Annotated in this window: 18 protein-coding genes and 1 tRNA gene; 9 read left to right on the top strand and 10 right to left on the bottom strand. The window is 71.6% G+C overall.

Annotated features, from left to right (window positions below; translation table 11 throughout):
* Positions 1 to 10: 10 nt before the first annotated feature.
* The 4 genes from J8G10_RS15365 to J8G10_RS15350 are packed head-to-tail and all read left to right on the top strand — an operon-like array spanning position 11 to position 3,034.
* Entirely contained in the window at positions 11 to 274 is a 264-nt protein-coding gene (locus tag J8G10_RS15365; RefSeq protein ID WP_251447269.1) for an exodeoxyribonuclease VII small subunit, read from the top strand.
* On the top strand, positions 271 to 924 hold the full coding sequence (locus J8G10_RS15360; RefSeq protein ID WP_251446839.1) for a DUF4245 family protein: 654 nt from the start codon (positions 271 to 273) through the stop codon (positions 922 to 924). The genes J8G10_RS15365 and J8G10_RS15360 overlap by 4 nt, the downstream gene beginning before the upstream one ends.
* Complete coding sequence (locus J8G10_RS15355) at positions 921 to 1,571, top strand: carbonic anhydrase (RefSeq protein WP_251446837.1); 651 nt, start codon at positions 921 to 923, stop codon at positions 1,569 to 1,571. The genes J8G10_RS15360 and J8G10_RS15355 overlap by 4 nt, the downstream gene beginning before the upstream one ends.
* Positions 1,572 to 1,612: 41 nt before the next feature.
* The gene (locus J8G10_RS15350) at positions 1,613 to 3,034 is read left to right on the top strand and encodes an aspartate ammonia-lyase (RefSeq protein WP_292884541.1); all 1,422 of its coding nucleotides are present in this window, start codon (positions 1,613 to 1,615) and stop codon (positions 3,032 to 3,034) included.
* Positions 3,035 to 3,133: 99 nt separating this feature from the next.
* On the opposite strand, the gene J8G10_RS15345 is transcribed toward J8G10_RS15350, so the two are convergent.
* From J8G10_RS15345 to J8G10_RS15330, 4 genes are all read right to left on the bottom strand, one after another.
* On the bottom strand, positions 3,134 to 3,553 hold the full coding sequence (locus tag J8G10_RS15345; RefSeq protein WP_251446834.1) for an ASCH domain-containing protein: 420 nt from the start codon (positions 3,551 to 3,553) through the stop codon (positions 3,134 to 3,136).
* 157 nt (positions 3,554 to 3,710) lie between these two features.
* Positions 3,711 to 4,997 carry a PhoH family protein gene (locus J8G10_RS15340; protein WP_251447265.1) on the bottom strand — a complete coding sequence of 429 codons (1,287 nt, stop codon included), beginning with the start codon at positions 4,995 to 4,997 and terminating at the stop codon, positions 3,711 to 3,713.
* Between the two features lie 282 nt (positions 4,998 to 5,279).
* Positions 5,280 to 6,404 carry an aminotransferase class V-fold PLP-dependent enzyme gene (locus tag J8G10_RS15335; RefSeq protein WP_251446831.1) on the bottom strand — a complete coding sequence of 375 codons (1,125 nt, stop codon included), beginning with the start codon at positions 6,402 to 6,404 and terminating at the stop codon, positions 5,280 to 5,282.
* 28 nt (positions 6,405 to 6,432) lie between these two features.
* Complete coding sequence (locus tag J8G10_RS15330) at positions 6,433 to 7,218, bottom strand: isoprenyl transferase (protein WP_251446828.1); 786 nt, start codon at positions 7,216 to 7,218, stop codon at positions 6,433 to 6,435.
* A 104-nt stretch (positions 7,219 to 7,322) separates the two neighbouring features.
* Here J8G10_RS15330 and J8G10_RS15325 point away from each other — a divergent pair, with 104 nt between their 5' ends.
* Positions 7,323 to 8,057 (top strand): hemolysin III family protein, encoded by a 735-nt coding sequence (locus J8G10_RS15325; protein WP_251446825.1) that lies wholly within the window; start codon positions 7,323 to 7,325, stop codon positions 8,055 to 8,057.
* A gap of 20 nt (positions 8,058 to 8,077) precedes the next feature.
* On the opposite strand, the gene J8G10_RS15320 is transcribed toward J8G10_RS15325, so the two are convergent.
* On the bottom strand, positions 8,078 to 8,329 hold the full coding sequence (locus J8G10_RS15320) for a hypothetical protein (protein WP_251446822.1): 252 nt from the start codon (positions 8,327 to 8,329) through the stop codon (positions 8,078 to 8,080).
* 154 nt (positions 8,330 to 8,483) lie between these two features.
* Here J8G10_RS15320 and J8G10_RS15315 point away from each other — a divergent pair, with 154 nt between their 5' ends.
* Entirely contained in the window at positions 8,484 to 8,870 is a 387-nt protein-coding gene (locus J8G10_RS15315; protein WP_251446819.1) for a DUF4307 domain-containing protein, read from the top strand.
* A 94-nt stretch (positions 8,871 to 8,964) separates the two neighbouring features.
* Positions 8,965 to 9,453, top strand: a complete 489-nt coding sequence (gene greA, locus J8G10_RS15310) for a transcription elongation factor GreA (RefSeq protein WP_045251388.1) — start codon at positions 8,965 to 8,967, stop codon at positions 9,451 to 9,453.
* A gap of 78 nt (positions 9,454 to 9,531) precedes the next feature.
* On the opposite strand, the gene ilvA is transcribed toward greA, so the two are convergent.
* A complete protein-coding gene (ilvA, locus tag J8G10_RS15305; RefSeq protein WP_251446816.1) occupies positions 9,532 to 10,785 on the bottom strand; it encodes a threonine ammonia-lyase in 1,254 nt (417 codons plus the stop codon).
* Positions 10,782 to 11,978 carry an AI-2E family transporter gene (locus tag J8G10_RS15300; protein WP_251446814.1) on the bottom strand — a complete coding sequence of 399 codons (1,197 nt, stop codon included), beginning with the start codon at positions 11,976 to 11,978 and terminating at the stop codon, positions 10,782 to 10,784. The genes ilvA and J8G10_RS15300 overlap by 4 nt, the downstream gene beginning before the upstream one ends.
* A 165-nt stretch (positions 11,979 to 12,143) precedes the next feature.
* Here J8G10_RS15300 and J8G10_RS15295 point away from each other — a divergent pair, with 165 nt between their 5' ends.
* Entirely contained in the window at positions 12,144 to 13,391 is a 1,248-nt protein-coding gene (locus J8G10_RS15295; RefSeq protein ID WP_251447263.1) for a DNA glycosylase AlkZ-like family protein, read from the top strand.
* A gap of 30 nt (positions 13,392 to 13,421) precedes the next feature.
* On the opposite strand, the gene J8G10_RS15290 is transcribed toward J8G10_RS15295, so the two are convergent.
* From J8G10_RS15290 to J8G10_RS15280, 3 genes are all read right to left on the bottom strand, one after another.
* Complete coding sequence (locus J8G10_RS15290) at positions 13,422 to 14,000, bottom strand: LemA family protein (protein ID WP_251446811.1); 579 nt, start codon at positions 13,998 to 14,000, stop codon at positions 13,422 to 13,424.
* Between the two features lie 82 nt (positions 14,001 to 14,082).
* Entirely contained in the window at positions 14,083 to 15,396 is a 1,314-nt protein-coding gene (locus tag J8G10_RS15285; RefSeq protein WP_251446808.1) for a D-arabinono-1,4-lactone oxidase, read from the bottom strand.
* Entirely contained in the window at positions 15,393 to 16,643 is a 1,251-nt protein-coding gene (locus J8G10_RS15280; protein WP_251446805.1) for an alanine racemase, read from the bottom strand. Before J8G10_RS15280 ends, J8G10_RS15285 begins: the two co-directional genes overlap by 4 nt.
* 65 nt (positions 16,644 to 16,708) lie before the next feature.
* Between J8G10_RS15280 and J8G10_RS15275 the strand changes: the two genes are divergently transcribed.
* Positions 16,709 to 16,781 (top strand) — tRNA-Leu (locus J8G10_RS15275).
* Positions 16,782 to 16,865 lie beyond the last annotated feature (84 nt).

The raw sequence follows: 16,865 nt of genomic DNA, 5'->3' as shown, positions 1-16,865 counted from the left end.
AGGCGTGACTGTGTCGAACGAGCCGTCCGCCTCCGCAGGGACCTCTGCGCCGACCGTCGCCGATCCGGCTTCTCTCAGCTTCGAGCAGGCCAGGGACGAGCTGGTCCGCGTCGTCGCCGAGCTCGAGCAGGGCGCGCCCACGCTCGAGCAGTCGCTCACGCTGTGGGAGCGCGGCGAAGCGCTCGCTGCACGCTGCGAGGAGTGGCTGCTGGGTGCGAAGCGCCGCCTCGACTCCGCGCGCTCGCACGCCGAGTCCGAGGAGGCCGGACGATGAGCCGCGCACCGAAACAGCCGCCCGTCGTCGCCGAGCTGGGGCGCCCGGAGACCGCGCAGGAGACGGCCGACCGCAAGGCGGCGTCGTCGGCCGCCTACCGGGGCAGCCAGACCTTCCGCGGCCTCATCGCCGCCCTCATCGCCACCGTGGGCGTCGTGCTGCTCATCGTGCTGATCGTGCCGCGCGGCGACTTCACCGGCACCAACGCCGTCGACCTCCCCGCCGCGGCCAGGAACGCGCAGAGCAGTCTGAACCGCCCCGTGCTGCTTCCGACGCCGCCCAACAACTGGCGTGTGAACAAGGCCGTCCTGGTCGACGGCAAGCCGATCGTGTGGGACATCACCATCGCCCCGCAGGCCGATGACGCCCGCGGCTACGCGCACATCGCGCAGGCCTTCGACGCCGACGCCGACTGGGCGCTCACGCCGCTGCGCGGCACGGCTTCGAAGAACACCGTGACCATCGGCGGACGCGCCTGGGACGAGTACGTGATCTCGCGCCCCGACGAGTCGGCGAACATCAACTACGCCCTCGGAACGCAGGTCGGCAAGGACTACGTCCTGGTCTACGGCGCGCTCGGCAAGGCCGGCACGGCGGAACTCGTGGCGAAGATCAGCCCCCAGATCGACGAACTCGGAAGCGGACGATGACCGGTAACAGCACTCTGACCCCCGACGAGGCCTGGCGGCTCATGAGCGAGGGGAACCGGCGGTTCGTCGCCGGCACGCCCCAGCACCCGAACCAGGACGTCGGCAAGCGTCACGAACTCGTGGACGGGCAGGCGCCGATGGCGACGCTGTTCGGCTGCTCCGATTCGCGCCTGGCGGCGGAGATCATCTTCGACAAGGGCCTCGGCGACCTCTTCGTCGTGCGCAACGCCGGTCAGGTGATCGGCGAGTCGATCGTCGCGAGCCTCGAGTACGCGGTCGCCGTCCTCGGTGTGCCGCTCATCGTCGTCCTCGCGCACGACAGCTGCGGCGCCGTGCGCGCGGCGATCGACGGCACCGCCATCGACGCGGCCCCGCTGCCGCCGCACATCTGGAAGCTCGTGGCGCCGATCGTCCCCGCAGCACGCAAGGTGCTCTCCGAGCAGGGCGGATCCACCGTGGCCGACATCGATCCCGAGCTCGTCGGCCAGGAGCACCTGCGCAACACCGTGCACGATCTGCTGCAGTCCTCCGAGCTCATCGCCCAGGCCGTGACGGAGGGCCGTCTCGGCATCGTCGGCGCGAACTACCGGCTGAACGAGGGCACGGCCGTGCCCGTCGTCACCGCGGGTCTCGGCGACCTCCCCTGAACATCCCCCCACATCACCCCGGCACAACTGGAGGAACAGCAGTGACCGACACACACCAGCGGAGCGGCGAGAACTCGCTGCAGTACCGCATCGAGCACGACACCATGGGCGAGGTGCGCGTGCCCGTGAACGCGCTCTACGGAGCCCAGACGCAGCGCGCCGTCGAGAACTTCCCGATCTCGGGCAAGGGGCTGGAGTCGACGCAGATCGCGGCGCTCGCCCGGATCAAGAAGGCCGCGGCGCTCGCGAACAAGGAGCTCGGCACCCTGGACGGCGCCATCGCCGATGCGATCGCCCAGGCCGCGGACGAGGTCGCCGCGGGCAAGCACGACGGCGAGTTCCCCGTCGACACGTACCAGACCGGATCCGGCACCTCCTCGAACATGAACATGAACGAAGTGCTCGCGACCCTCGCGACCCGGATCCTGGGCGCGACGGTGCACCCGAACGACCACGTGAACGCCTCGCAGTCCTCGAATGACGTGTTCCCGACCTCGGTGCACATCGCCGTCACCCAGGCGCTCATCGACACCCTCATCCCCTCGCTCGACCACCTCGCGGTGGCCCTCGAGGCGAAGGCGGAGTTGTGGAAGGACGCGGTCAAGTCCGGCCGCACCCACCTCATGGACGCCACCCCGGTCACCCTCGGCCAGGAGTTCGGCGGCTACGCCCGCCAGATCCGCCTCGGCATCGAGCGCGTGCAGGCGGCCCTCCCCCGCGTCGCCGAGGTCCCGCTCGGCGGCACCGCGGTCGGCACCGGCATCAACACCCCGCTCGGCTTCCCGCAGAAGGTCATCGCCCTGCTCGCCGCCGAGACCGAGCTGCCGATCACCGAGGCCAAGGACCACTTCGAGGCCCAGGCGAACCGCGACGGCCTCGTCGAGGCGTCGGGTGCACTGCGCACGATCGCGGTCTCGCTGACCAAGATCAACAACGACCTGCGCTGGATGGGCTCGGGCCCCAACACCGGCCTCGGCGAACTGCACATCCCCGACCTGCAGCCGGGCTCCTCGATCATGCCGGGCAAGGTCAACCCGGTCATCCCCGAGGCGACCCTGATGGTGTGCGCGCGCGTGATCGGCAACGACGCGACCGTCGCATGGGCCGGCGCCTCCGGCTCGTTCGAGCTCAACGTCGCGATCCCCGTCATGGGCACCGCGCTGCTCGAGTCGATCCGCCTGCTCTCGAACGCCGTGCGCGTGCTCGCCGACAAGACCGTCGACGGCCTGCAGGCCAACGTCGAGCGCGCCGCCGCGTTCGCGGGCATGAGCCCGTCGATCGTCACGCCGCTGAACAAGGTCATCGGCTACGAGGCCGCGGCGAAGATCGCGAAGCACGCCGTCGCCCAGGGCATCACCGTCCGCGACGCCGTGATCGACCTCGGCTACGTGGAGCGCGGGGAGATCACCCTCGAGGAGCTCGACGCCAAGCTCGACCTGCTCTCGATGACGCACGCCGGCTGATCCCGGATCCCTCACGCGGATGCCGCGGTCCCCTCGGGGCCGCGGCATCCGTCGTCTCCGGCGGGCCGTGCGGGCCTCGGGCCGCCGACGCGAAGCGCGTCAGGCCGGCAGGACGCGGAAGCGGACGAGCACGGCGGGGGTGCCGTCGTCGACCGTGAAGGACGGATCGCCGATGGCCGAGCGGTACTCGGCGCCGTGCCAGAAGCGCTCGTGACCGGCGCGCCACGCGGCGACCGTCTCGAAGCCCTCGCCCTCGGCGACCGCATGAGCGAGATCCACGTCGCCGACGCAGGCGACCCGCACGTCGGTGATCTCCTCGACCGCGATCCGTTCACCGGCTGAGTCCACGATCGCCGCACGATCGCCGACGGACGGCAGTGCCTCGCCCTCGAGCTCGTAATCGGCCACGAGGCTCGTCGTCGCGGTCTTCTCCCCGCCCAGGATCGCCGCGATCAGCCTGTCGCGCAGAGGTCCGGGGAAGGCGTACTCGGAGACGGGGAGGTCATCGATCGAGGTCACGGCTCCAGCCTAGGTCCGCCCGCGCAAGGGAGGATGACGGCGTCACCCCGTGCCTGAATCAGGTCGGATCCGGGCCGGAAGCCCGGATCCGACCTGATTCACGCCATCCGATGAGCTCTGGCCTGAGTTCGGCTCCCGAACCCGGCCCGCCCCGTTCTCAGCTGAGCTCGCCGACCTCCAGGAGCTCGGTGACGAGGGCTGCGATCGCCGACCGCTCGGAGCGCTGCAGCGTGACGTGCCCGAAGAGGTCGTGCCCCTTGAGGGACTCGATCACGCTCGCGATGCCGTCGTGCCGTCCGACGCGCAGGTTGTCGCGCTGCCCGACGTCGTGGGTGAGCACGACGCGCGAGTTCTGGCCCATCCGGCTCAGCACGGTGAGCAGCACGTTGCGCTCGAGCGACTGCGCCTCGTCGACGATCACGAACGCGTCGTGCAGCGAACGTCCGCGGATGTGCGTGAGCGGGAGCACCTCGAGCATCCCGCGCGCCACGATCTCCTCCACGACGTTTCCGGAGACGACGGATCCGAGCGTGTCGAACACCGCCTGCCCCCACGGGCTCATCTTCTCGTCCTTGTCGCCGGGCAGGTAGCCGAGCTCCTGACCGCCCACGGCGAACAGCGGGCGGAAGACGATGATCTTCTTCTGCTGCTGCCGCTCCAGCACCGCCTCGAGCCCGGCGCACAGGGCGAGGGCCGACTTGCCGGTGCCCGCGCGTCCGCCGAGCGAGACGATCCCGACCTCGGGGTCGAGGAGCAGGTCGATCGCGATGCGCTGCTCGGCCGAGCGCCCGTGCAGGCCGAACACCTCGCGGTCGCCGCGGACGAGCGCGTACTCGCCGTCCCCCGTGACGCGACCGAGGGCGGAGCCCCGCTCGGAGTGGATGATGAGCCCGGTGTTCACGGGGAGACCGAGCGCCTCCTCGCTCGTGCCGACCTCGCTCTCGTACAGGTCGCTCATCTCATCGCCGGAGAGCGAGATCGAGCTGATCCCGGTCCAGCCCGAGTCCACGGCCTGCTCGGCCAGGTACTCCTCGGCGTTGATGCCCAGCGACGCCGCCTTGACGCGCATCGGCAGGTCCTTCGAGACGACGGTGACGTCCTGCCCGTCGTCGGCGAGGTGCATCGCGACGGCGAGGATCCGGCTGTCGTTGTCTCCGAGGCGGATGCCGCTCGGCAACACCGAGAGGTCGGTGTTGTTGAGCTCGACGCGCAGGGTGCCGCCGTCGCCGATGGGCACCGGGAAGTCGAGCCGGCCGTGCTCGACGCGCAGCTCGTCGAGATGGCGGAGGGCCCGCCGGGCGAAGTATCCGAGCTCGGGATCGTGGCGCTTGCCCTCCAGCTCGCCGATCACGACGACCGGCAGGACGATGGAGTGCTCGGCGAAGCGGAAGAACGCCTGCGGATCCGACAGCAGCACGGACGTGTCGAGCACGTACGTCTTCAGATCCTGATCGGGCGCTGCCCCTCCTCGAGATCCCGCCGTCTCGTCGACGGCAGGTCCTGCCGCTTCGCCGGCGGCGTTCACGGCGCTGGTGCGAGTGCTGCTGTTCAGTGCGGTACGTGCGGCCACGACCCTCTCCCGACCCGGGGATTCCCGGAACTAGGCGAGTCGGCCAGGGCCACGAGTCGCGATCCTTGAGGCCGACTCGATCGGACGCCGTGTCCGATGCCATGACCGTACGACTTCCCCGCACCCCGGCGCATCCGCGACACGCGTGGTTGAAGGTTAAGAGCCGATGAACTCCTGAGCGCCGGCCAGCGCCGCGTCGAGCATCGCGAGGGTGTCCTCCGACGTGCCCGCGTGCGGAGAGACGCGCACCGTCCCGGCGCGCTGGGTCACATCGACGCCCGCGGCGGCCAACGCCGCGCCGAGCTCCTCCGGCCGGGCGACCTCGAGCACCACGATCCCCGCGCGCTCGGCCTCGCCGCGTGGCGAGGCCACCGGGATCCGGTGCCGGTCGGCGATGGCGAGCACGGCGTCGACGCGGTCCGCAAGCGCCGCGGCGACAGCGGCGACGCCGGCGCCGCGGATCTCCGTCGCGGCCGCGGCGAGCCGGGCGGCCGCCAGGGGATCCGGCGCGCTCACGGCGAAGGCCTGCGCGGAGGCGACGGGCGCGGGGAGCGCATCGGTGGGCAGGCCGTCCGCCGCGGTCGCGATCCGGCCGCTCAGCACCGGGCGGATCCGCTCCCGCGCGGCGTCGCCGAACCGTGCGAAACCGGTGCCGCGCCCCGCTCTCAGCCACTTGTACCCGTGCCCGACGACGACATCGGCCACGGACCAGTCCTCGTCCACCACGCCGAACGACTGCACGGCATCGACGATCAGCAGCCGATCGGGACCGAGCACCTCGCGCAGCGCGGCGAGGTCGGCGCGATAGCCGGAGCGGAAGTCCACGTGGCTCACGACGAGGGCGGACACCGCCGGATCGAGCGCCTCGGCGACGGCGCCGGGGGTCACGCGGGTCCGGGCCGGCGAGATCCAGCGCGGCAGAAGGCGCCCCTGGGCGGCCGCCGCGGCGCGGTCGAGGGTGATCGTCACGCTCGGGAACTCCGCGGCGGAGGCGATGACGGCGCCGTCCAGCCCGGCGAGCGCCTGCTGCAGCGCATGGGTCGACGAGGGATGCAGCGTGACCTCGTCGGACGCGGCGCCGAGCAGGTCGGCGACTCCGGTGCGCGCGGCGACGCCGGCCGCCGACGCCGCATCGACATCGGCTCTCCGCCCGGTCGCGAGCAGCGCGGCGGTGTCGCGCAGCGCGGTCGCCGCCCCGGGGGACATCGGCCCGAACGCGGCCCAGTCCAGGTATCCGGGCTGCTCGCCGAAGGTGTCCGTGTACTGGTCGATGGCGCGCATCCGGCCAGTCTGACACGGCCGATCGACGTCAGCGCCCGAAGCGCCGGTCGCGGTCGGCGTAGTCCCGGATCGCGCGCAGGAAGTCGACCTGACGGAGGTCCGGCCCCAGCGCCTCCACGAAGTAGAACTCGCTGTGCGCGCTCTGCCAGAGCAGGAAGTCGCTGAGCCGCTGCTCGCCGCTCGTGCGGATCACGAGATCCGGATCCGGCTGGCCCCCGGTGTACAGGTGCTCGCCGATCATCTCGGGCGTGAGATGCGCGGCGAGATCCTCCATCGTGCCGCCCGAGGCGTCGTGCTGGGCGAGGATCGACCGCACGGCGTCGACGATCTCGTTGCGCCCGCCGTAGCCGACCGCGAGGTTGACGTGCAGGCCCGTGTGCGTGCGGGTGCGCTCCTCGGCGTCGGCCAGCACCCGCGCCAGTTCGGGCGGGAGGATCTCGGCGCGGCCGACATGCTTGACCCGCCAGTTGCCCTCGCGCGAGAGGGCGTCGGCGAGCTCTCCGATGATCTCGATGAGGTCGGCGAGCTCGGCGGAGTCGCGCTTTCGCAGGTTGTCCGCGGAGAGCAGATACAGCGACACCACGCCGATCCCGAGCTCGTCGCACCACCCCAGGAACTCGTGCATCTTCGCGGCCCCCGCCCGATGCCCGTGCGCCGGAGTCGCGTAGCCGAGCTGTCGCGCCCAGCGGCGGTTGCCGTCGATCATCATGGCGATGTGGTGCGGCACGGTCGACGGGTCGAGCCTCCGCCGCAGCCGTCGGGTGTACAGCCGATAGAGGGGGCCGCTCCCTGGCTGATCGGACCGTGCGCTCACGTGAATACGCTACCGCGCGCACGGCGCCCCGCGATGTGCGGGTGCCCATGTCGCGCTCGGGATATGTACGGCTCGCGGCATGCGGGGCGGCCTAGCATGCAAGCATGCGCAGAGCGACCCGAACCGCTGCCGAAGTGCCCGAGCTGCCTCTCATGGAGGCGGCCACCGTCGATGCGCAGGTCGAGCTCAAGCCGACCTGGCGCGGCTGGATCCACGCGGGCACCTTCCCCGTCGCAGTCGCCGCGGGCATCGTGCTCATCGTCCTGGCGCAGGGCGCGCCCGCCAAATGGGCCGCGGTCGTGTTCACCGCCACCTCGATGCTGCTGTTCGGCAACTCCGCGCTCTACCACCGCTTCAACTGGAAGCCGCGGACCAAGTCGATCCTCAAGCGGATCGACCACGCCAACATCCTCCTGCTCATCGCCGGCACGTACACCCCGCTCGCGGTCCTCGCGCTGCCGCCCGGCAAGGGCGCGCTGCTCCTGATCGTGGTCTGGTCCGGAGCGCTGCTCGGGATCCTGTTCCGGGTGTTCTGGATCAACGCGCCGCGCTGGCTCTACGTCGCGCTGTACCTCCTGCTCGGCTGGGCCGCCGTGATGTACATGGTGGACCTGGTGCAGGCGAACGTCGCGATGATGGTCCTGGTCTGCGTCGGCGGACTGCTCTACACCGGCGGCGCGATCGTCTACGCGCTGAAGAAGCCCAACCCGTGGCCCGGGCGGTTCGGCTTCCACGAGATCTTCCACGTGTGCACGGTGCTCGCCTTCCTCTGCCACTGGACCGCGTGCCTGCTCATCTCGCTGGCGCCGCTGCAGCCCTCGCTGGGGATTCCCGGCTGAGTCCGATCGCCTCGCCGAGGTCAGGCCTTCGGGTCGGCCTCTCCCGCGCCGTCGCCGTTCGTCGCCGCCTCCTCGGCGTCGAGCTCGGCACGGACCTCTTCGCGGTAGCGCACGCGCCGGATGCGGCGCTGCATGTCCCAGATGAGGAGGGCGGCGAACACGACGACCACCGCGACGATCACGAAGCCCACCGGCCCCGGGGTGACCAGGTTCGGGTCGACCGTGGGGGTGGGGGTGGGGGTGGCCGCCGCAGCGAGGATCGCCTCGATCATCAGAACGCCTTTCGTCTTCACCCCTCCGGGCCGATCGGCCTGCGGACTCGAGCCCTTCGGGTACGGGGCTCTCGAGGTGGTCGGCCGCGTTCGGGCGGAGGCCCTGCGCGGGATAACCTGGAACCTCAAGCCTAACGATCGGATGCACCCCGCCGTGACGACCCCCGCCCAGCTCGACGAGCGCTACGGTCGCGGACCCCGTCGGCGCCTTCCGATGATCCTCGCCATCGCCGTCGCCGCGGTCGTCGTCGGCGTGTTCGGCTGGTGGACCTGGCAGGGATCGGCCGACACCGTCGACGTGACGGGAACGGGCTTCCACCTCGTCGACGATCACAGCGTCACGGTGTCCTTCCAGATCACCGCGCCCCCGAACCGGCCCGTGCACTGCATCGTGGAGGCGCAGGACGAGGAGTTCGGGATCGTGGGCTGGCGCCTCGTCACCTACCCCGGATCCGAGAAGCACTCCCGTGCCTTCACCGAGCACGTGCCGATCGTCTCGGCGGCGACGACCGGTTTGGTGAACTCCTGCTGGGTGTCCTAGGCTCATCGTGTTGATCGACGCCCCGGCAGGTGCCGGGGCGTCTTGGCATATCCGGGGCGCTCTGCATCCGGATCCGATTCGCAAGGAGTTCACCGTGTCGAACGACGCACAGGTCCCCTTCCTCACGCAGGAGGCCTACGACCGTCTTGTCGCGGAGCTGGAGAACCTCTCCACGGTCGGCCGCGAGGAGATCGCCAAGCGCATCGAGGTCGCGCGCGAGGAGGGCGATCTCAAGGAGAACGGCGGCTACCACGCCGCCAAGGACGAGCAGGGCAAGATCGAGGCGCGCATCCGCACCCTCGAGACCCTGCTGAAGACGGCCAAGGTCAGCGAGGCCCCGGCCAGCCGTGGCATCGTCGAGCCGGGGACCGTCGTCACGGCCACGGTCGCCGGCGGCGAGGAGGTCTTCCTCCTCGGCAGCCGCGAGATCGCGGGCGGCACCGACCTCGACGTCTACAGCGAGGCGAGCCCGCTCGGATCCGCGATCCAGGGCCTCAAGGTCGGCGACAAGACGTCCTACGAGGCGCCCAACGGCCGCTCGATCCAGGTCGAGATCCTGAAGGTCGAGACCTTCGCGGGCTGACCGCATCCGCAGACGACGAACCCGCCGCGCCATCGAGGGCCGGCGGGTTCGTCGTCTGCTCTGGTCTCCGCGGGGCCGTCAGTCCTGCACCACGATCGGATCGAAGCCGGCCGCGCGCAGCGTGTCCAGGGTGAGCTCGGAGTGCTCCGGACCGCGGGTCTCCACGCTGAGCTCCAGGATGACGTCGTTGATCTGCAGGCCGTGCCCGTGTCGCGTGTGCATCGCCTCGATGACGTTCGCGCCGGCGTGCGCGATGAGCTCGGAGACCTGGGCCAGCTGGCCGGGGCGGTCCGGCAGCGGGATCCGCACGGTCATGTAGCGCCCCGAGGCCGCCAGACCGTGCGAGACCACGCGCTGCAGGAGCAGCGGGTCGATGTTGCCGCCGGAGAGCACCGCGAGCGTCGTGCCGGTGCCGGCCACCTTGCCCGCGACGATCGCGGCCACGCCCACGGCTCCGGCGGGCTCCACCACGACCTTGGCCTGCTCGAGCAGGAGCAGCAGCGCTCGGGCGATGTCGTCGTCGCTCACCGTCACGACCTCGTCGACCAGCTCCCGGATCATCTCGAACGGCACGTCACCGGGGCGCGCCACGAGGATACCGTCGGCGATCGTGGGCTGCGTGACGATCTCGACCGGATGCCCCGCCTCGAGGGACGGCCCCATGGCCGCGGCGTTCTCCGCCTGCACGCCGACGATCCGCACCGTGCGCCCCTGCTCGGCCGCGCGGGCCTTCACGGCCGCCGCGACGCCGGCGATGAGACCGCCGCCGCCGATGCCGACGAGGATCGTGTCGACGTCCGGCACGTCCTCCATGAGCTCCAGGCCGAGGGTGGCCTGCCCGGTGACGATGTCGCGGTGGTCGAACGGCGGGATCAGCACCGCGCCGGTGCGCTCGGCGAACTCGGCCGCCAGGCGCAGCGAGGTCGCCACGGTCTCCCCCTCGAGCACGACCTCGGCGCCGTACCCGCGGGTCGCGAGCAGCTTCGGCACCGGCACGCCCATGGGCATGAAGATCGTCGCGGGGATGCCGAGCGCCTGGGCGGCGAGCGCCACGCCCTGGGCGTGGTTGCCGGCCGACGCGGCGACGACCCCGCGGCTGCGCTCCTCGGGCGTGAGCCGGGAGAGGCGGTGCACGGCGCCGCGGATCTTGAACGACCCGGTGCGCTGCAGGTTCTCCATCTTCAGCAGCACGGGCGCGCCCAGCACCTTGGTGAGCGCGACCGAGGGCAGCGTCGGGGTGCGCACGATGACGCCGTCCAGGCCGTCCGCCGCCTGCTGGATCTCCGCCAGGGTCGGGATCTCGGCGAGCGTGGGGGTCGCGTCGTTCGTCATCGCTTGCTCCTTCTCCGCGCCCGCGGCACGGTCTGCCAGATGTAGTCGCCGTCGGGATCGGCGCCGGTGCGCCACGCACCGGAGTTGATGGTCACGGCCGCCACGTTCACGAACGCCGCGAGCGGCACCGCGAACAGGGCGCCGGGGATGCCGGCGATCAGGGCGCCACCGGCCACGACGAGCACCACCGCGAGCGGGTGCACCTTGACCGCGGATCCCATCAGGATCGGCTGCAGGATGTGCCCCTCGATCTGCTGCACCGCGAGCACGACGACGAGCATCCACAGGGCGATCCACGGCCCGTTGTAGACGAGGGCGAGGAAGACCGCCAGGGTTCCGGTGACGACCGCGCCGACGATGGGGATGAACGATCCGAGGAACACCAGCACGGCGACGGGGACGGCCAGCGGCACCCCCAGCAGGAACGCGCCGAGGCCGATGCCGAGCGCGTCGATGAAGGCGACCAGCATCTGCGTGCGCGCGTAGTTGATCACGGTGGCCCAGCCGTTGCGCGCGGCGGCGTCGACCGCGGGGCGCGAGGCCTTCGGGAAGAGCTTGAGGGTCCAGTTCCAGATGCCGCCGCCGTCGGCGAGCAGGCAGAGCAGGATGAACAGGGTGAGCACGGCCCCGGTCGCGACGTGCCCGAACGTGGTGCCGACCGCGATCGCCCCGCTCTTGAGCAGCTCCCCCTGCTCGCTGAGGAAGGTCACGGCCTGGTCGAGCAGATCCTGGATCTGCTTCGCGGTCAGGTGCAGCGGGCCGTCGAGGAGGAACTGCTGGAACTGGCCCCAGGCGGCGACGGACCGCGCCTGCACCCCGTCCCATTGCTGGGTGATCTGCCAGATCGCGAGCCACAGCAGGCCGACCACGATCGCCAGGGTTCCGATGAGGGCCACCACGATCGCGAGCCAGCGCGGCCAGCGCGCCCGCAGCATGGTGCTGAACACGGGCCAGAGCAGGGCCGTGAGCAGGATCGCGACCAGGAGCGGGATCACCAGGATCTTGAACAGCATGACCAGCCAGATGATCACGCCGAGAGCCGCCGCGATGACGAGCAGCCGCCAGGAGTACGCCGTGGCGATGCGCAGTCCCGACGGCAGCGTGCGCTGCACGTCGTCGCGCACATCGATACGGCCGGTGACCGAGCGCTGTCGGAGCAGATCGCGCAGCCGGGGTGTGCTTTCCTCGCTCATCGACCCAGTCTACGGGCGTGTCGGACCGCTCCCCGCGCCGTGTCGGCCCCGGGGTACGGGGACGTCCGGGCGGTGTCGGCGGCGGTCGCTACGCTGGCGGACGTGACAGGATCCGCCGCCGTCCCCTCCCCCGTCGACACCCTGAGCGCGGCCGAGGCCCGGAGGATGGCGCTCGCGGCGCAGGGCTTCTCGCGCCGTCGCCCCGCCTCGCCGGGAGTGCGGCACCTGCACACGGCGATGGAGCGCATGGGCGTGCTGCAGATCGACTCGGTGAACGTGTTCGCCCGGTCGCACTACCTTCCGCTGTTCTCGCGGCTGGGCGCATACGACCCCGCGGTGCTGGAGCGCGCGTTCCTGGCTCGGCCCGGCATCGGGCGGACGGGGCGCTACACGGAGTATCTGGCGCACGAGGCCACGTTCCTGCCCGTCGAGGACTGGCCCCTCTGGGGCTTCCGCCGGGATGCGTTCCGGGCCAAGCGGGGCGCATTCTGGGGGCAGAGCTCCTCGGCGCGCACGCTGGACTGGGTGCGCGCCGAGCTGCGGGACCGCGGCCCGTCCCGCCCCGCCGAGATCCGCGGCGACGCGCCCGGCGGGCGCGGCGGCTGGTGGGAGTGGGACGAGGTCAAGCACGCGCTCGAGTACCTCTGGCGGATCGGGGACGTGGCGATCGCCGGGCGGGACGGCTTCGAGCGCCGGTATGCGCTGGCGGAGGACGTCGTGCCCGCCGAGCTGCTCGGCCGGGACGCCGACCGCGCGACGGCCGTCGGCGAGCTCGTCCGGCGGGCGGCGAGATCGTCCGGGGTGGCGACCGCCGCCGACATCGCGGACTACTACCGCATCAAGGACCGGGCTCTGGTGCTGGCGTCGATCGCCGACCTGGTGGAGCAGGGCGAGCTGGTGCCGGTGCGCGTGCGCGGCTGGGAGCGCGACGGACGCCCCGTGCGGGCCTGGCGCCACGCCGAGGCGTCCCTCCCCCGGCGCATCGACACGACGGCCGTCCTCACCCCGTTCGACCCCGTGGTCTGGTTCCGCGATCGCGCCCTGCGGACGTTCGGTCTGGACTACCGGATCGAGATCTACACACCGGCGGCGAAGCGGCGCTACGGCTACTACTCGCTCCCCGTGCTGGTCGGCGACCGCATCGCGGCGCGCGTGGATCTCAAGGCCGACCGGTCGACCGGGACGCTGCGCGTGCAGTCGGCATGGTGGGAGCCGTCGGCGCGGCCCGCCGAGGACGCGGAGCCCATCGCGGCCGAGCTCCGCGCGGCGGCACGATGGCAGGGGCTGGAGCACGTCTCGGTCTCAGGGTGGGGCAACGCGTCGAGCGCCCTGGCCGGCGCTCTCGACGCGCATCCGGAGCGCGTGCGACGGCATGACGCGGGGCGCGCGGATCAGGTGCCCCTGGGGGCGTGAACACCTCCGCGGACGTCGAACGACGTCCCGTCAGAACTGGACGCGGGGCGGCTCGGCGATCGCCGTGCCGTCGGCCACCTCGAAGAACTCCCGCTCGGTGAAGCCCAGGTTGCGGGCGAACAGGTTGTTCGGGAACACCTTGATCTTGGTGTTCAGCTCCCGGACGCCGCCGTTGTAGAACCGGCGGGAGGCCTGGATCTTGTCCTCGGTGTCGACGAGGGCGGACTGCAGTTGCAGGAAGTTCTGGCTCGCCTGCAGCTGCGGGTAGGCCTCGGCGACCGCGAACAGGCTCTTCAGCGCCTGCTGCAGGTGCCCCTCCGCCGCCCCGGCCTCACCCGGTGTGGAGGCCGAGAGCGTCTCCGCCCGAGCGCGCGTGACGTTCTCGAAGACGGCCTTCTCGTGCGCGGCGTACCCCTTGACGGTGTCGATGAGGTTCGGGATCAGATCCGCTCGGCGCTTGAGCTGCACCGTGATGTCGCTCCACGCCTCGTCGACGCGGACCCCCAGCTGCACGAGCGAGTTGTACGTGGCCCACAGATAGATGCCGACGGCGACGATCAGAACGACGATCACTCCGACGACGACGAGCACTGGAACGAGAACATCCACGGACGACGACCCCCCTTTGCAGACGCGATTTCGCCCATCCTATCCCGGCACCCTTCGTGTTTGCCGGGCTGCCAGGCAACAGTCAGGCGCCGAGGACGCGCTCCAGATACCGATTGCCGAAACGGCGTTCCGGGTCCAGCCGATCGCGCAGCGCGACGAAGTCGCCGAAGCGCGGATAGAGTTCGCGGAACCGCTCCGCGTCGAGCGAGTGCATCTTGCCCCAGTGCGGCCGCCCGCCGTGCTCGACGCAGATCGCCTCGACCGCGCCGAAGTACTCGCGCGGATCGTGCCGCCAGTAGCGGTGCACGGCGATGTAGGCGGAATCGCGTTCGTGCGCCGTGGACAGCCACCGGTCGTCGGCGGCGGCGAAGCGCACCTCGATCGGGAACTCCACGCGCCAGCCGCGCCTCGCGATCAGCGCCTGCACCGCGCGGAACACGGGCACCACCTGGTCCCGGGGCAGCGCGTACTCCATCTCGCGGAAGCGCACCGTGCGGCTCTGCGTCAGCACCCGATGCGAGAGGTCGGTGTACTCCCGGTCGCCCGTGAGCTTCACCGCGAGCCGGCTGAACGGCGGCGTGATCGCCGGCACGGCGACCCCGGCGGCGCACACCGCCCGGTACACGCCGTTGGAGAGGAGGGTCTCGTCGATCCACTTCCCCACCGCGGGCAGCGGATGCCGGACCGCGGACTCGGGCAGGCGTTCGGTGGTCTTCGTCAGCGCGACGTCGGTATGCGGGAACCAGTAGAACTCGAAGTGGTCGGCGGCGGCGACCCGGTCGTGCACGGTCTCCAGCACCTCGTCCAGGGGCGCCGGCGCGTCCACCGCGTGCATGACGAACGCGGGGACGCACTGCAGCGTGACCTCGACGAGGATTCCCAGCGCGCCGAGCCCGAGCGCGACCGCGGGCAGCAGCTCGGCGTTGTGCTCCTCGTCGACGCGCAGGAACTCGCCGGCGGCGGTGATGAGCGTGACGCCGACGACCTGCGCGGCGATGCCGCGGAAACCCGCGCCGGTACCGTGCGTCCCGGTCGAGATCGCGCCGGAGATCGACTGCCGGTCGATGTCGCCGAGGTTCTCCATCGCCAGCCCGAACGGCGCGAGCAGCGCCGGGATCCGGTGCAGGCGGGTGCCGGCGAGAAGCGTGACGCGTCCTCGCGCCTCATCGACGGACACCGTCCCCTGCAGATCGTCGAGCTCGAGCAGGACGTCGGGAGCGACGGCCACGTCGGTGAAGCTGTGCCCGGCGCCGACCGCCTTGATGCGCAGGCCCTGCGCCGCCGCGGCCCGCACGGCGCGCTGCACGCCCTCCGGCGAGCGCGGACGCTCCACCCGGATCGGTCGGATCGAGGTTGAACGGCCCCAGTTCTGCCAGGTCCCGCCGGGTCGTGTCACAGGAACGCCTTTCCCTCGCCGCGATACGTCGGCAGCTCGCCGACGACACGGTCGCCGTCGACGAGGTGATAGCTCAGGATCCGCTCGGCGGGCTCGCCGCTCTTCGCATGCCGCAGCCAGACGCGGTCGCCGACCCGCAGCGTGCGGGCGGCGTCGCCGCGCAGCGGCGTCTGCACCTCGCCCGCGGCTTCCCGGGGCGCGGTGCGCAGCCCCTGCGGCCACACCGGCAGCGGTTGCCGCGACGCCACAGGCGGCCCGGAGGCGATCCAGCCGCCGCCCAGGATCGTGGCGATGTCGGCGGCGGGCCGGCGCACCACGTCGAAGGCGAAGGCGCTCGCCGGGGCGAGCTCGAAGGAGCGGTAGCCGTCGAACAGGTGCCCGGCGAGCAGGCCGCTGCCCGCGGTGATCTCGGTGAGGGCGGGATCGGATCCGGTGTACTCCAGAGATCCGGTGCCGCCGCCGGTGACGAACTCCAGCGGCACCAGCGCGCGCACGGCCTCGGCGATGCGGGCGCGGCGCTCGCGCAGCTCCTGACGGGACTGCGCCTGCACCGTGCGGATCACCGCGTCGCCGCTGCCGGTGTCGTCGCCCTGTCCCGCGATCTGGGCCTCGTACATCTGCAGCCCGACGAGGCGGAACCCGTCGCGCTCCGCCGCGCGCCGGGCGAAGCGCGCCACCTCGTCCGCGGAGTGCAGCGGCGAGCGGAACACCCCGATGTGCCCGAGGGCCGGCGCTCGCCAGGAGGCGTCCGCGTCGATCGCGATGCGCACGCGCGGGCGCTGCGCGGGCGCGACGACCGCATCGATGAGGTCGAGCTGCGATTCGTCGTCCACCATGAGGGTGATCCGCTGGCAGGCCTGCTCATCGGCCAGCAGGCGCCGCAGCGCCGGGCGATCGGCCGTGGGATACGCCAGCACGATGTCGTCGTGGTCTTCGGCGAGCCACAGCGCCTCGGCGAGGGTGAAGGCCAGCAGGCCGCGGTATCCGGGTACCCGCAGGGCCGCGTCGATGACCTCGCGCACCCGGACCGACTTCGTCGCGACGCGGATCGGCAGCCCGCCCGCTCGCACGACCATGTCCATCGCGTTGTAGCGCAGCGCCTCGAGGTCGATCACGGCGACGGGCGCGGGCAGGTGCGCGGTGGCCGCGGTCAGCCGGGGCCACCATCGCGCGGGGTCCCGCCACGGGTGGGCGCGCAGGGGCGCGGACGCGGGGATGCTGCCCTGATCGGCGATGAGCTCGAGCACCCCTCCACCCTATTGGCTCGGAGTCAACATCGCGCCGGCCCTCCCCCTCGCTAGGCTCGGGACAGGCCCCCGTAGCCCAACGGCAGAGGCAGGCGACTTAAAATCGCTTCAGTCCGGGTTCGAATCCCGGCGGGGGCACTGCGAAGTACTCAGATTGATCTGCAGACCGTTCCGGCGCGCGCCTCGCACCGGTTCCGGCCCAGGTTGCGCGGCCATCGGAGG

The organism is Microbacterium sp. USTB-Y (assembly GCF_023703415.1).
GTDB lineage: Bacteria > Actinomycetota > Actinomycetes > Actinomycetales > Microbacteriaceae > Microbacterium.
Note: the sequence above shows the minus strand (reverse complement) of the source record. Positions and strands in the feature narration are given on the sequence as shown.